The organism is Bradyrhizobium liaoningense (assembly GCF_018130785.1).
GTDB lineage: Bacteria > Pseudomonadota > Alphaproteobacteria > Rhizobiales > Xanthobacteraceae > Bradyrhizobium > Bradyrhizobium liaoningense_A.
Genome location: NZ_JAFCJT010000001.1, coordinates 1020805 through 1034585, shown reverse-complemented (window position 1 = coordinate 1034585; position 13781 = coordinate 1020805). Strand labels below are relative to the sequence as shown.

At 64.8% G+C, this 13781-nt stretch carries 11 protein-coding genes; all 11 read left to right on the top strand.

The window, feature by feature from the left end; all coding sequences use genetic code 11:
- Positions 1–21: 21 nt before the first annotated feature.
- The 11 genes from JQ627_RS04540 to JQ627_RS04490 all read left to right on the top strand — a co-directional run bounded on the left by JQ627_RS04540 (position 22) and on the right by JQ627_RS04490 (position 13317).
- A complete protein-coding gene (locus JQ627_RS04540; RefSeq protein ID WP_212482928.1) occupies positions 22–2535 on the top strand; it encodes a circularly permuted type 2 ATP-grasp protein in 2514 nt (837 codons plus the stop codon).
- Positions 2532–3410 carry a transglutaminase family protein gene (locus JQ627_RS04535; RefSeq protein ID WP_212482927.1) on the top strand — a complete coding sequence of 293 codons (879 nt, stop codon included), beginning with the start codon at positions 2532–2534 and terminating at the stop codon, positions 3408–3410. The genes JQ627_RS04540 and JQ627_RS04535 overlap by 4 nt, the downstream gene beginning before the upstream one ends.
- A gap of 217 nt (positions 3411–3627) precedes the next feature.
- Positions 3628–4455 carry an HD domain-containing protein gene (locus JQ627_RS04530; protein WP_212482926.1) on the top strand — a complete coding sequence of 276 codons (828 nt, stop codon included), beginning with the start codon at positions 3628–3630 and terminating at the stop codon, positions 4453–4455.
- A gap of 100 nt (positions 4456–4555) precedes the next feature.
- A complete protein-coding gene (locus tag JQ627_RS04525; protein ID WP_212482925.1) occupies positions 4556–5455 on the top strand; it encodes an alpha/beta fold hydrolase in 900 nt (299 codons plus the stop codon).
- Positions 5456–5681: 226 nt separating this feature from the next.
- The gene (gene folE, locus JQ627_RS04520) at positions 5682–6308 is read left to right on the top strand and encodes a GTP cyclohydrolase I FolE (protein ID WP_212482924.1); all 627 of its coding nucleotides are present in this window, start codon (positions 5682–5684) and stop codon (positions 6306–6308) included.
- Between the two features lie 19 nt (positions 6309–6327).
- The gene (locus tag JQ627_RS04515; RefSeq protein ID WP_212482923.1) at positions 6328–7851 is read left to right on the top strand and encodes an FAD-dependent oxidoreductase; all 1524 of its coding nucleotides are present in this window, start codon (positions 6328–6330) and stop codon (positions 7849–7851) included.
- A gap of 129 nt (positions 7852–7980) precedes the next feature.
- Positions 7981–8556, top strand: coding sequence for an HdeD family acid-resistance protein (locus tag JQ627_RS04510; protein WP_014496836.1), 576 nt, complete (start codon positions 7981–7983; stop codon positions 8554–8556).
- A gap of 92 nt (positions 8557–8648) precedes the next feature.
- The gene (locus tag JQ627_RS04505; RefSeq protein WP_014496835.1) at positions 8649–8873 is read left to right on the top strand and encodes a hypothetical protein; all 225 of its coding nucleotides are present in this window, start codon (positions 8649–8651) and stop codon (positions 8871–8873) included.
- Between the two features lie 114 nt (positions 8874–8987).
- Complete coding sequence (locus JQ627_RS04500; protein ID WP_212482922.1) at positions 8988–10199, top strand: ABC transporter substrate-binding protein; 1212 nt, start codon at positions 8988–8990, stop codon at positions 10197–10199.
- A 163-nt stretch (positions 10200–10362) separates the two neighbouring features.
- Entirely contained in the window at positions 10363–11610 is a 1248-nt protein-coding gene (locus JQ627_RS04495; RefSeq protein WP_212482921.1) for an acyl-CoA dehydrogenase family protein, read from the top strand.
- Between the two features lie 186 nt (positions 11611–11796).
- On the top strand, positions 11797–13317 hold the full coding sequence (locus tag JQ627_RS04490) for a hypothetical protein (protein WP_312015728.1): 1521 nt from the start codon (positions 11797–11799) through the stop codon (positions 13315–13317).
- Positions 13318–13781: the final 464 nt, after the last annotated feature.

The window sequence follows — 13781 nt, the reverse complement described above, 5'->3', positions numbered from 1 at the left end:
GGGTTGGGCAGGGAGAGGCGCATGGGCGAAGGCGCAGCCGAGGAAAACGACCAGACGGGTAGGGCGCAAGGCCAGCGCCGCCTCGCGCAATGGGTCCGCGACTATAGCCGTCTGCCCGGCATTCCCGACGAGTTCCTGGGGCCCGACGGCGCCCCCCGCGCGGTCTGGAGCCGCTTCTTCGACGCCTTCGGTGCGCTCGCGCCGGACGAGATCGAACGGCGGTTTGGCATGGCCGATCGCCACCTCCGCGAGGCCGGCGTCACCTACCGTGCGCCCGGCGACAGCGCCGATCGGCCCTGGTCGATCAGCCATCTGCCGCTGCTGATCGACGAGGCCGACTGGAAGCAGCTTTCCGCTGGCATCACCCAGCGCGCCGAGCTGCTCGAGCTCGTGCTGCGCGACATCTATGGCGAGGGGCGGCTGGTCGCGGAAGGCGCATTGCCGGCGGCCGCGATCGCCGGCAGCCCCGAATATCTCCGTCCCGTCTGCGGCGTGCCGCCGCCGGGCGGGCGCTATCTCTCGCTCTATGCGGCCGATGTCGGCCGCGGGCCCGACGGGCGCTGGTGGGTGTTGGGCGACCGCACGCAGGCGCCGTCGGGGGCGGGCTATGCGCTGGAGAACCGCCTGGTGCTCTCGCGCGCCTTCTCCGACCTCTACAAGTCGATGAACGTGCCGCGCGTCGCGCCGTTCTTCGAAGCGTTCCGCGACAGTCTTCGTGCGCGCGCCGACCGCGACGAGCCGCGCATCGGCGTGCTCACGCCGGGCAGCTTCAGCGAGACTTATTTCGAGCACGCGACCCTGGCGCGCTATCTCGGTTTCCTGCTGGTCGAGGGCGACGATCTCGCCGTCAGCGACAACCGTATCCACATCCGCACCGTCGCCGGCCTCAAGCGGCTCGACGTGCTGCTGCGCCGGGTCGATTCCAACTCGCTCGATCCGCTCGAGCTCGATGCTTCCTCGCGGCTCGGTGTACCCGGCCTGATCGACGTGCTGCGCAAGGATGGCGTCGTCGTCGCCAACATGCCGGGCTCGGGCGTGCTGGAGGCGCGCGCGCTGCTCGGCTTCCTGCCGGCCCTGAGCCGCCGCCTGCTCGGCGAAGAGCTGAAGATGCCGCATATCGCGACCTGGTGGTGCGGCCAGCGTTCGGCGCGCGACGAGGTGTTGTCACGGCTCGACGAGGTCGCGATCGAGGGCGCCTACCGGCGCGGCGTTCCCGGCTTCGACAGCAATGGCCCGGTACTCGCGAACGAGCTCGACGCCGGCGGACGCCAGCGCCTGATCGACGGCATCGCCGCGCGGGGCATGGACTATGTCGGCCAGGAGGTGGTGCGGCTCTCGACCATGCCGGTGTGGGAGCACGGACAGCTCACGCCGCGTCCGTTCGTGCTGCGCGTGTTCGCGGCCGCCACGCCCGACGGCTGGGCCATCATGCCCGGCGGCTTCTGTCGCATCGCCGAGCAGGCGGATGCGCGCGCGGTGTCGATGGGCGACGGCGCGCGCGCCGCCGACGTCTGGGTGGTCTCTGACAAGAAGGTCTCGACCGCGACGCTGCTGCCTGCAACCGACAAGGTGCGGATTCGCCGCATCGCCGGCGTGCTGCCGAGCCGCGCCGCGGACAATCTGTTCTGGCTCGGCCGCTATCTCGAACGTGCCGAAGCAACGCTGCGGCTGGTGCGCGCATTGGGCTCGCCGAGCGGACCCAACAAGGGCACCGCGGCCTCGCTGCAATCGGCGGATCGGATCCAGCGCCTGCTGGTGGCCTGGGGCGCGATCTCGCAGGCCTCGCGCGCGGCGCCGGGGCGCATCGTCGCCGAAGCGTTGCAGAGCCCGGAGCGTTTCGGCTCGGCGCTGTCGCTGGTGCGCGCGGCGCAGCGCACGGCGACATCCCTGCGCGAGCGGCTGTCGCCCGACGCCTGGCAGGTCATCACCGAGATGGCCGAGCGCCTGGCCTACGAGGTCGAGGACGACGACAGCGTGGTGAGCGCGGCCGAGCTGACCTTACAGGAGCTTGCGAGTTTTGCAGGCCTGGCGCAGGAGAACATGAACCGCGCCGCCGGCTGGCGCTTCCTCGACATCGGCCGCCGCACCGAGCGCGCCATCAACACCACGCGCTTTGCGCGCCAGTTCGCCTACGACGAGGCCGGCGACGAGGATCTCGATATCCTGCTGACGCTGGTGGATTGCCAGATCACCTACCGCTCGCGTTACCTGCTGGCGCCGATTCTGGCTCCGGTGCGCGATCTCGCCGTGCTCGACAGCTACAATCCGCGTTCGGTCGCGTTCCAGGTGACGACGCTGAACGAGCACATCGCGGCGCTGCCAAGCCTCAAGGAGCACGGCCTGATCGAGAAGCCGCAACGGCTTGCGGTGGCAATGCAGGCGATGCTTGCGACCGCGGAGGCCGAGAAGCTCGAGGTCAAGACGCTGTTCGCGCTGGAGCAGGATCTGCTCGGCCTCGCCGAGGCGATCGGGCAGCATTACTTCCCGCATGGTCCCAATGCCAGCCGGCCGGAAAAGCTGACGGGGCTGGCGTGATCTACGACATCCGGCACGTCACGACTTACGAATACGAGAGTCCGGTCAGCTTCGCCCGCTGCACGCTGCGGCTGGAGCCGAACAGCGGCCACGGCCAGGAGCTGATCTCGCACCATGTCGAGATCCGTCCGCGCCCCACCGAGCGCAATGTGCGGCGCGATTTCTTCGGCACCCTGACCGAGAGCGTCGTGATCGAAGCCGCGCATCGCAATTTGCGCATCGACTCGCGCTCGCGCGTCTCCGTCTCGCGACGGCCGCCCGCGCGCGATGCCGTCAGCCCGTCCTGGGAGAGCATCCGCGACATCGCATTTGAAGCGACGAGCCTCGGGCCGTCCTCGCCGGTCGGCTATGTCTTTGCGAGCCCGTTGGTGCCGGTGCTGCGTCCCGTCAGCGCCTATGCGGCCACGAGCTTTGCGCCCGGCGCAGGCATCCTTGCCGGCGCGGCCGATCTCATGCATCGCATCCGCACCGAATTCCGCTACGATCCGAAGGCGACGGTGATCTCGACGCCGCTTGGCGAGGTCTTCGACAAGCGCCACGGCGTTTGCCAGGACTTCGCCCATGTGATGATCGCAGGGCTGCGTGGGCTCGGCCTCCCGGCGGCCTATGTCAGCGGCTATCTGCGCACCATTCCGCCGCCGGGCCAGCCGCGTCTGCAGGGCGCCGATGCCACCCATGCCTGGGTGTCGCTGTGGTGCGGGGCCGAGCTTGGCTGGGTCGATTTCGATCCGACCAACGATCTGCTTGTCGCCAACGACCATATCGTGCTCGCGGTCGGCCGCGACTTTTCCGACGTCTCGCCGGTCGACGGCGTCATCGTCGGCTCGCCGAAGCAGAAGCTCGGCGTCGCCGTGGACGTGTTGCTGGTGGAATGAAAGCGGTCTTGCCGGCCTGTCGCCCTCTGCCGCCAGGGTGTATCGCGCCCCGACCGCAACCGTGATGTCGCGGAGCAAAACAGCAACATATTTCCGTAATTTCGTCCCGGGGTTTGGTCACTCGGCCCAAGATGGGCTATGCTGGCCGTTGCGTCGAGGACACGAATGGAACGTCGGGAGTTGGCGTGGGACACCACCGACGAGCGGGGCTGCATCTATGATGACGTTGCCGAGACTGGCGGCCGAAACCCTCGAAAAGATGCTTGGGACGTTCATGCGCCGCCGGTTCGACGAGTCCTATGCCAGGGTGCTCGAAGGCTCGACGCGCACCGCGATGGAATGCATCGGCAACAGCGACGCGCTGTATCACAACATCGAGCATACCATGCTGGTGACCCTGGCAGCTCAGGCGATCCTGACGGGACGTAATCTCCACGTTCATCTCGCTGCGGAGGACTACCTCCATATCCTGATTGCCTGCCTTGCTCACGACATCGGCTATGTCCGCGGTCTATTTCCCGAGGATGACGAAGACGGCTTCATCATCGATGATGCCGGCACCAAGGTGTCGCTGCAGCGCGGTGCCTCGGATGCCAGTCTGATGATGTATCACGTTGATCGCTCGAAGCTTTTCGTGCGGCGCCGGCTGCCGCATGTCCACGGCATCGACAGCGAGCGCATTGCGCGCGCGATCGAGGGCACGCGTTTCCCCGCGCGCGAAGGGCAGGAGTATGACGACGAAGCGTCGATCCTGCGCGCTGCGGATTTCATCGGCCAGCTCGGCGATCCCAACTATCTGCGCAAGGCCAATGCACTCTATTACGAGTTCGAGGAGGTCGGGATCAACCGCCAGCTCGGCTACGACTCGCCCGCCGACATCGTGAACCGCTATCCGCAATTCTACTGGAACAGCGTCGCACCGCACATCCAGACCGAGATCGGCTACCTCAACAAGACCGAGATCGGCCGGCAGTGGATCGCCAACCTCTACAGCAACGTGTTCCGCGCCGAGCGCGACATCTCGCTGTCCGGCCCGCAGAAATAAGTCGGCCCTGTAGCCCGAAATCCGGGATTCGCGGATGCTGGCGTTCGCGCATTCCGCTTCGCTCCATGCGGGCTACGGCCTCTCACTCCGTGAGCAAATCATGCAACAAAAAACAATCGCCACCGACGTTCTCGACATCGCCTATCTCGAATACGGCGCCCCGGATGGCTGGCCCTGCATCATGGGGCACGGCTTTCCCTATGATGTGAACGCCTATGCCGAGACCGCGCCGATCATTGCAGAAGCAGGCGCGCGGGTGCTTGTGCCGTGGCTGCGCGGCTACGGGCCGACGCGTTTCCGGTCCGCCGGGACGCTGCGCTCGGGCGAGCAGGCGGCGCTCGGCGCCGATCTGCTGGCTTTCATGGATGCGCTTCACATCGGGCGCGCGGTCGTCGGCGGTTACGATTGGGGCGGGCGCGCGGCCTGCGTGGTCTCGGTGCTGCATCCCGAGCGCGTGATCGGGCTGGTCTCCGGCAATTCCTACAACATCCAGAACATCGCGCGTTCGATGGAGCCGGCTTCACCGTCGGAGGAAGCCGCGCTCTGGTATCAATATCTCTTCCACAACGAGCGCGGCCGCTGTGCGCTGGAGCGCGACCGGCGCGGCTTTGCGCGCCAGCTCTGGGCGATGTGGTCGCCGAAATGGGCCTTCGACGACGCGACCTTTGAGACAAGCGCCGTGTCGTTCGACAATCCTGATTTCGTCGACGTCGTCATCCATTCCTATCGCCACCGCTACGCACTGGTCGAGGGCGATCCCGCCTATGCCGCGATCGAGGCAAAACTCGCCGCGCAGCCGCCGGTCCGCGTTCCCACCATCGCGATCGACGGCGACAGCGACGGCGTCAACCCCGGCACCATCAGTCACGCGCGCAAGTTCGAGGGGGTCTTCGAACGCCGCGTGTTCGCTGGTGCCGGCCATAACCTCCCGCAGGAGCGCCCCACCGAATGGGCGCAGGCCGTGCTCGACGTGCGGAAGGCTGCTCAACCCTCACCCTGAGGACCCTGCCAAGCGGGTGTCTCTAGGGATGACGGCCCCAGCCGGGCCTGCATGGTTCTCCCGGCGATGCGGCGCATCGTCCGGAGATGCGCTTCGCGCTCCTCACCATGAGGGTCTTCAGGGCCCGCCCTTCCGATTTTTCCTGATCTTGGGAACCTTTTGCGATTGCAGCCGTCCAAGCTGAGGGGCCGTCTTTTTGTGCGGCTCGTTGCAGGGGAGGCCATTGATGACGTCACAAGCGCGCAGGTTGGAGCGTGTCGCGGTCGCGCAGGCGCCGTGCGAACGGCCGGACAGGGCGGAGGTCGAGCAGGCGGTCCGGACCATGATCCGCTGGGCCGGCGATGATCCCGCGCGCGACGGCTTGCACGACACGCCGGACCGGGTCGCGCGCGCCTTCGAGGAATATTTTTCCGGCTATGCGCAGGATCCGACGGAAATCCTGCAAAAGACTTTCGAGGAGATCGAGGGCTATGACGAGATGATCGTCCTGCGCGGTGTTCGCTTCGAAAGCCATTGCGAGCACCACATGGCGCCGATCGTCGGGCGCGCCTGGGTCGCCTATATCCCGCAAGGTCGCGTCGTCGGCATCAGCAAGCTTGCGCGGGTGGTGGATGTCTACGCCAAGCGCCTCCAGATCCAGGAGAAGATGACCGCGCAGATCGCCAACACGATCAACGATGTGCTCCAGCCCGAAGGCGTCGGCGTCATCATCAAGGCGACGCATCACTGCATGACCACGCGCGGCGCGCACAAGCCCGGGACCGATCTTGTCACCAGCCGCATGCTGGGCGTGTTCCGCGACAATGCGCTGACGCGGCAGGAACTGCTGGGCCTGGCAAATTCGGACGATTGATCCGCAAGGAGGCAACGCCATGACCGATGACAAGAAGCCGAGCGGGCCCGACCTGACCAAAGGCGTGTCGCTGACCACATTCAAGGACGGCAAACTGCTCGGCCATGTCGGCGAGGAGGATGTGCTGCTGGTGCAGGCCGGCAGCGAGGTCTTTGCGATCGAGCCGGCTTGCAGCCACTACCACGGCCCGCTCGCCGAAGGCCTGGTGGTCGGTGATACCATCCGCTGCCCCTGGCATCACGCCTGCTTCGCCTTGCGCACAGGCGAAGCCACCCGTCCGCCGGCGCTGAATGCGCTCGCGGTGTGGGAGGTCTCGCGCGATCGGGACGACATCATCGTTCAGCGCAAGCGCGAGGCGCCGAAGCCATCACCCGCTCATCGCAGCGCGCCGACGCCGGAAAAATTCGTCATTGTCGGCGGCGGCGCGGCCGGCTTCGCGGCGGCCGAGACGCTTCGGCGCGAGGGTTTTGCCGGCACCCTCACCATGCTGAGCAATGACGGCGCGATGCCGGTCGACCGGCCCAACCTCTCCAAGGATTACCTCGCCGGCAGCGCACCGGAGGATTGGCTGCCGCTGCGGGACGAGGACTATTATCAGGACGCGGGCATCGATCTCAGGCTCAACACGGATGTGTCAGCGATCGATCCCAAGGCGCGCAACGTCTCGCTGGGCAATGGCGACAGGCTGCCGTTCGACCGGCTGCTGCTCGCGACCGGCGCCGAGCCCGTCAGGTTGCAGATTCCGGGCGCGAACCAGCCACATGTCCACACCTTGCGCTCCGTCGCCGACAGCCGCGCCATCATCAAGGCGGCCGGCACCGCGAAGCGCGCGCTGGTGATCGGCGCCAGCTTCATTGGCCTCGAGGTCGCGGCCTCCTTGCGGGCGCGCAAGCTCGAGGTGCATGTGGTGGCGCCCGAGGAGCGGCCGATGCAGCGCGTGCTCGGCCCCGAGATGGGCGATTTCGTTCGCGCACTGCATGAAGAGAATGGCGTCAATTTTCACCTCAAGGACACCGTCGAGAAGCTCGACGGCACCCGCGCGACGCTGAAGAGCGGCGGCGTGATCGAGGCCGATCTGGTCGTGGTCGGGATCGGCGTCAAGCCGCGCCTTGCGCTCGTCGAGCAGGCGGGGCTCGTCACCGATCGCGGCGTCAGCGTGAACGAGTATCTCGAAACCAGCGCATCAGGCATCTTCGCCGCCGGCGACATCGCGCGCTGGCCCGATCCGCATTCGGGCCAGAACATCCGCGTCGAGCACTGGGTGGTGGCCGAGCGGCAGGGCCAGGCCGCTGCGCGCAACATGCTCGGCAAGCGCGAACGCTTCGACGCCGTGCCCTTCTTCTGGTCGCAGCATTACGACGTCCCGATCAACTATGTCGGTCACGCCGAAAGCTTTGACCACATTGCGATCGACGGCAGCATCGACGGCAAGGACTGCCTGCTGAAGTACCGCAAGGACGGACGTGTGCTCGCAGTCGCTTCGATCTATCGCGATCTCGATAGTCTCAAGGCCGAGCTCGACATGGAGCGCTCGCGCGGGTGAGGACGCCCCGTCCGCCCTTGACTTAAGTCAATGGGGCTCCCGCGGGGGCTGCTCTACTGGCTGTTGTCCCGGCGCGGCTCGTGCTATCCTGAGATGTGCCTTGGGGCTTCGCATGCAGGAGTAGCCGTCATGACAAGTGCTTCGGATACGTCTCCAAACTTGGGTCTTGGGTCCGGCATTGCTGCGCTGCACGCCAAGTGGGGCTGGATCGTCGCCCTCGGCGTCGTCTATCTCATCACCGGCTTCATCGCGCTCGGCAGCATGATGATGGCCACGGTGGCGAGCGTGCTCGTGGTTGGTGTGATGATGATCATCGCCGGGGTCACCGAGGTGATCGGCGCGTTCCAGATGAAGAGCTGGGGCAAGTTCCTGATCTGGGCCTTGCTCGGCGTGCTCTATATCGTCGCGGGCTTCCTGACCTTCGAGAACCCGTTGTTCGCCGCGGTGCTGCTCACCCTGTTCCTCGGCGCGTCGCTGCTGGCCTCGGGCGCCGTCAGGCTGTTTCTCGCCTTCAGCATGAAAAGGGAAAGCCCGTGGGTGTGGGTGGCGCTGTCTGCGGTCATCACCCTGCTGCTCGGGCTCTTGATCCTGGCGCGCTGGCCGGTCAACAGCGTCTATATCCTCGGCCTGTTCCTCGGCATCGACCTGATCATGGCCGGCGCCGGCTGGGTCAGTCTGGGCTTTAGCCTGCGGCGGCGCCATTAAGGCTTGATCCGGAGAAGGACCGTGGTCGCCCAAGAGCGCGATGACTGTTCGTCCAGATTTCATCGCGCGTCAGGCGACGCTGAGGGATTGTCATGCGCTGGTTTCATCTCGCCGTGATCGTGTTTTTCGCCGCAGCGACCATCGTCTTCGCCGTGCAGAATCTCGACACGGTCACGATCTCCTTCTTCAAGATGAATCTCAGTCTTCCGCTCGCGCTCCAAACCCTCGTTGTCTATCTCGTTGGAGCCGCGACCGGCGGCAGCCTGTTCGCCCTGCTTCGGCGTTCATACGCAGGTTCGAAACGAGATGTCGAATGAACCAGCAACTCGACGCAAGACCATCTCGCGGAACTCCGCTGAGCTGACGCGCTGACAAAAGAGCAGCACGCTGCGCGTTCGGGTCGCGCGGACGATCGTCACTGGGGAGAAACCATGAAAGCCGCTTTGGCCCTGGCCGCAGCGCTGGCTGCCGTCTGCCTGTCCACATCAGTCTCCGCGCAAAAATCCTACGGTCCCGGCGTCAACGATACCGAGATCAAGATCGGTAACACCATGCCCTATAGCGGCCCCGCATCGCCGCTCGGCATCACCGGCAGGGTCATTTCGGCCTATTTCGACGAGGTCAACGAGAAGGGCGGCGTCAATGGCCGCAAGCTCAATCTCCTGTCGCTCGACGACGCCTTCTCGCCGCCGAAGACCATGGAAGCCGCGCGGCGGCTGGTCGAGGGTGACGGTGTCGCTTTCATCTTCGCGACCATGGGCACCGCGCCGAGCTCGGCGATCGCAAAATATCTCAACAGCAACAAGGTGCCGCAGATCTTCCTGATCAGCTCGGCCTCGAAGTGGAACGATCCCGCCAACATGCCGTGGTCGATGGCGCTGCCCTGGGCGCCGAACTATACCAGCGAAGCCGCGATCGACGTCGCCTACGCCCGCGCCAAGAACCCGAATGCGCGCTTCGCGGTGCTCTATCAGAACGACGACGCCGGCAAGGAATATTTTCGCGGCGTCAAGGAAGCGCTTGGTGCCGACGCCGACAAGGCGCTCGCGATGGCCTCGAGCTTCGAGGTCACAGATCCCACCGTCGATTCCCAGGTGCTGACGCTCGCCAACACCAAGGCCGATGTCTTCATGATCTATTCGGTGACGCCGCGCGCCTGCGCACAGGCGATCCGCAAGGCCCACGAGGTCGGCTGGCAGCCGACGCGCTTTCTCGCCTCCGGCTGCGCCAACAAGGCGACCGTGATGGTGCCGGCAGGTCTCGATGCCGGCAAGGGTGTGCTCTCGCTCGGCTCGCTCAAGCCCTTCGTCGAAACGCCGAAGGACGATCCGGCGATGGTGGCCTATATCGAGTTCATGAAGAAGCGCCTGCCCAATGCCGACATCAACAACGTCGCCGGCCTCTACGGCTACACCGTCGCCGAGGCATTGGTTGTCCTGCTGAAGCAGTGCAAGGACAATCTGACGCGCGAGAACATCATGGCCCAGGCATCCAATTTGAAGAACGTGCCGCTGTCACTTCTGATGCCCGGCATCACCCTCAACACCACACCGCAGGATTTCCGCCCGATCAAGGACGGCTATATGCTCCAGTTCGACGGCAACGACTGGATCGTCGCGAGCGAGCTCTTGCGGGGAACGTGAGGGCGAGCGAGTTGGCTCTCTCCGCTCGCTCGGAATCGTAGGGTGGGCAAAGGCGCACTTGCGCCGTGCCCACGACCTGCTCGATACGGAAACAGGACGTGGGCACGCTTCGCTTTGCCCACCCTACGAGACTGGCGAAAAGGTCATCGAGCGGAGGATTTAAATGGACTTTCAACACTCCGCCCGTTCGCTGGAGCTCCAGGAGCGCGTCCGCCAATTCATGCGGACGCATGTCGAGCCGGTCGAGGAGCTCTATTACGAGCAGGTGAAGCCGGAAGCCACGCGCTACAGGACGCCGCAGGTGCTTCAGGACCTGAAGCGGCTGGCGCGGGAGCAGGGGCTCTGGAACCTGTTTCTCTCCGGCGAGCACGGCCAAGACCCTAATAACCAAGACCCTAACAACATTGGCCTCACCAATCTCGAATATGCGCCCGTGAAGGAGATCATGGGCCGCATCCTCTGGGCGCCGGAAGTCTTCAACTGCTCGGCTCCCGATGTCGGCAACATGGAGGTGCTGGCAAATTACGGCACGAAAGCGCAGCAGGAGCGCTGGCTGAAGCCGCTGTTGGAGGGGCGCATCCGCTCCGGCTTCTCGATGACCGAGCCGCAGGTCGCCTCCAGCGACGCCACCAACATCCAGTGCGAGATCAGGCGCGACGGCGGCGACTACGTCATCAACGGCCGGAAGTGGTTCACGTCAGGGGCGATGAACGAGGATTGCGAGATCCTGATCGTGATGGGCAAGACCGCGCCCGACGATCCCGACCGCCATCGCCAGCAGTCCATGATCCTGGTGCCGAAGGCGACGCCCGGTGTGCGCATCGTCCGCGACATGCTGACCTACGGCTACGACGACGCGCCGGTCGGCCACCCCGAGATCGTCTACGAGAACGTCCGCGTGCCGGCCGAGAATATCCTGCTCGGCGAGGGCCGCGGCTTCGAGATCGCGCAAGGCAGGCTCGGCCCTGGCCGCATCCACCATTGCATGCGGCTGATCGGCTGCGCGCAGCGCGCGCTCGAATTGATGTGCCAGCGCTCGGTGTCGCGCACAGCCTTCGGCAAGCCGCTCGCGGAGCAGGGCTCGGTGCGCGAGGACATCGCAAACTCCTTCTGCGAGATCGCACAGGCGCGGCTGCTCACCTTGCAAGCTGCCGACAAGATGGACCGCGAAGGCAACAAGGCCGCGCGCGACTTGATCGCGGCCGCCAAGATCGTGGTGCCCAGCATGGCCGCCCGCGTCATCGACCGCGCCATCCAGATCCACGGCGCCGCCGGCGTCTCGCAGGACACGTTTCTGGCCCGCGCCTATGTCTACGCCCGCTTCATCCGCATCGGCGATGGGCCGGACCAGGTGCATCTCGCTGCCGTCGGCAAGGAGCTGATCAAGCGCGGCGGGGTGATGGCGGGATAGGTGCTGCGCTGGCACTTCTGGATGTGAGGTCGGCCGACGGGGACAGTCCGGCCCCGCGGCTCTGCCCCCTTGACCATGAACGGCATTGTTTCAGGTCGTCACGGCATTGTTTCAGATCATTGTAGCACAATAGTAACTACTCCTGATTGAGAGTGGCGCTGATCACGCCATGGCAGGTTCCCGCAGGTGAACGAGAATAGATCGCCTGCGCCCAAGCAAAGCGCCCTTGCCCTGCTGGGAGACGATTTCAGCACGCGTCAACGCTGGATCATCGTGGCCGCGATCCTCCTGACGGCCTTGCTCGTCCAAATACCTGTCGTTCTCAACGCGGATGTGGGCTGGCTGCTGTCTGTCAACGAAAAAATTCTGGACGGCCGAAGGCTCGGGATCGACCTATTCGAGTCCAATCCGCCCCTCTCAGTCTACATGTACATGCCGGCGGCGATGCTCGGGCGAATGACCGGCATTGCACCCGAATTCATCGTGATCGTCCTCGTGATCGTCGAGATATCAGGCGCGCTTTTTGTGATCGATCGCGCAGCTGCGGCGGCGAAGCTGGGCGCTCGGGAGAGGAGTCTTTCAACCTGGTCGTTTGCGTTTCTGCTCGCAATTCTTCCCGGCACCATCTTCGGACAGCGTGAGCACATCGCCGTCATCGCGCTGACCCCTTTTGTCGCCATCACCGCGCTGCGCTGGCGCGGGCTCCATTCCGGACGGGTCGCGATCCTCGCTGGCGTAGGGGCCGGGCTGGCCATGAGCATCAAGCCTTTCTTTGCCCTGGTGGCCGGCCTCCCGATCATTCTGGGCGCCCTTCGCCAGCGGTCCTTCAGGCCCTTGTTCACCCCCGAAGCATGGGCGGCCGCGATTGTCGCAATCAGCTACGGGGTGGTGGTCGTTGCCGTCTTCCCCGCTTATCTCTCCATTTATGCCCCGATGGTCGCCGAGGCCTATTTGCCGATCAGAAGGGAGTTGAGTGCCCTGCTTCCCATCCCGATCGCTGTGATCGGTGCTTCTGTTGGGTTCCTGCGTCTGTGCGGTCCTCAAAATCTCAAGACGGGGAGCAACGCCATCCCCTGGTTGGCCGCATCGGTCGGCGGCGCCGCGAGTTTCCTGCTTCAAGGCAAGGGATGGCCATACACGGCTTTCGCGCTCTGTCTGTTCGCGATTGCGGCGCCGTTGCTGCAGGTTGGCACCAAGGCGTTGCGGGGGCCCATCGTGATCGGCGGCCTCGCGACCGTCGTCGCCATAGGGCTCTATCTGTCATCACCAGCCCCGGGATTTCCGCCGCTGCAGGTGCGCGTCCAGGCATATGTGAAGCACCCGCGGCTGCTGACGATTACCGATCACATCGGCCTTGGGCATCCGCTCGTCCGTCAAATCGGCGGAGTTTGGGTGGGCAGCTCTTGTGCGCAACTGCTGGCCGCCGGCGCGATATTGCGCGAAAACAGCTCGCAGCCAACCGAAGGCGAGCGAGCAAGGCTGGACCGCATCATCGAGTTCGAGCGGCGGCAATTGCTGGCGGACCTGCGAAACGGGCGCCCCAATGTCATTCTCGTGGATACCTATCTGCTGAGCACGTTCCCGTTCGATTGGCTGGCCTGGGCCAATTCGGATCCCGAGCTCCAAACCGAGTTGAGCCACTATCGCGAAGTCGAGGGAATTGGGCGCGTTCGGATATTTGTCGATCAATCGAATTCGGCACGCTGATCCCCTTCGTTCGATGGCAGGCAGCCCAACGAGTTCATCGATCTTCTCCAGTGCGGTCTGGGGATCTACTCGCGCTTGGGACGAGAGCGAAGTCAAGGGAGCCGAAACTGTCGGCGTTCTCTTTGCTAGGCCGTGTACCTATAAACCCGGCGGCGTTATGTGACTGGTGACTACGTCCGCTTTGCTCCTATAGCGACCAAATGCGTGCGGCAGCGCAGTTTGTCGCGATGGGCCGGAAGCTGACATTGCTGCCCCAGCATAAACGACCAGTTGGTGCGGATCACGGTGAAGCTTTTCCGCGACCCGGCGCTGGCTCAGAAACGACGCCTGAGGCACGAGCTTTCCTTCCACCTGGTGAACTCATTCAACGTGTTCTCCGCAATCCCAGTTAATCTAATTTTCATGACTCGCCCATAGATTGCACCAAAGAATAACGGTCCTTTTGGTTGCGAAAATGCTTCCGT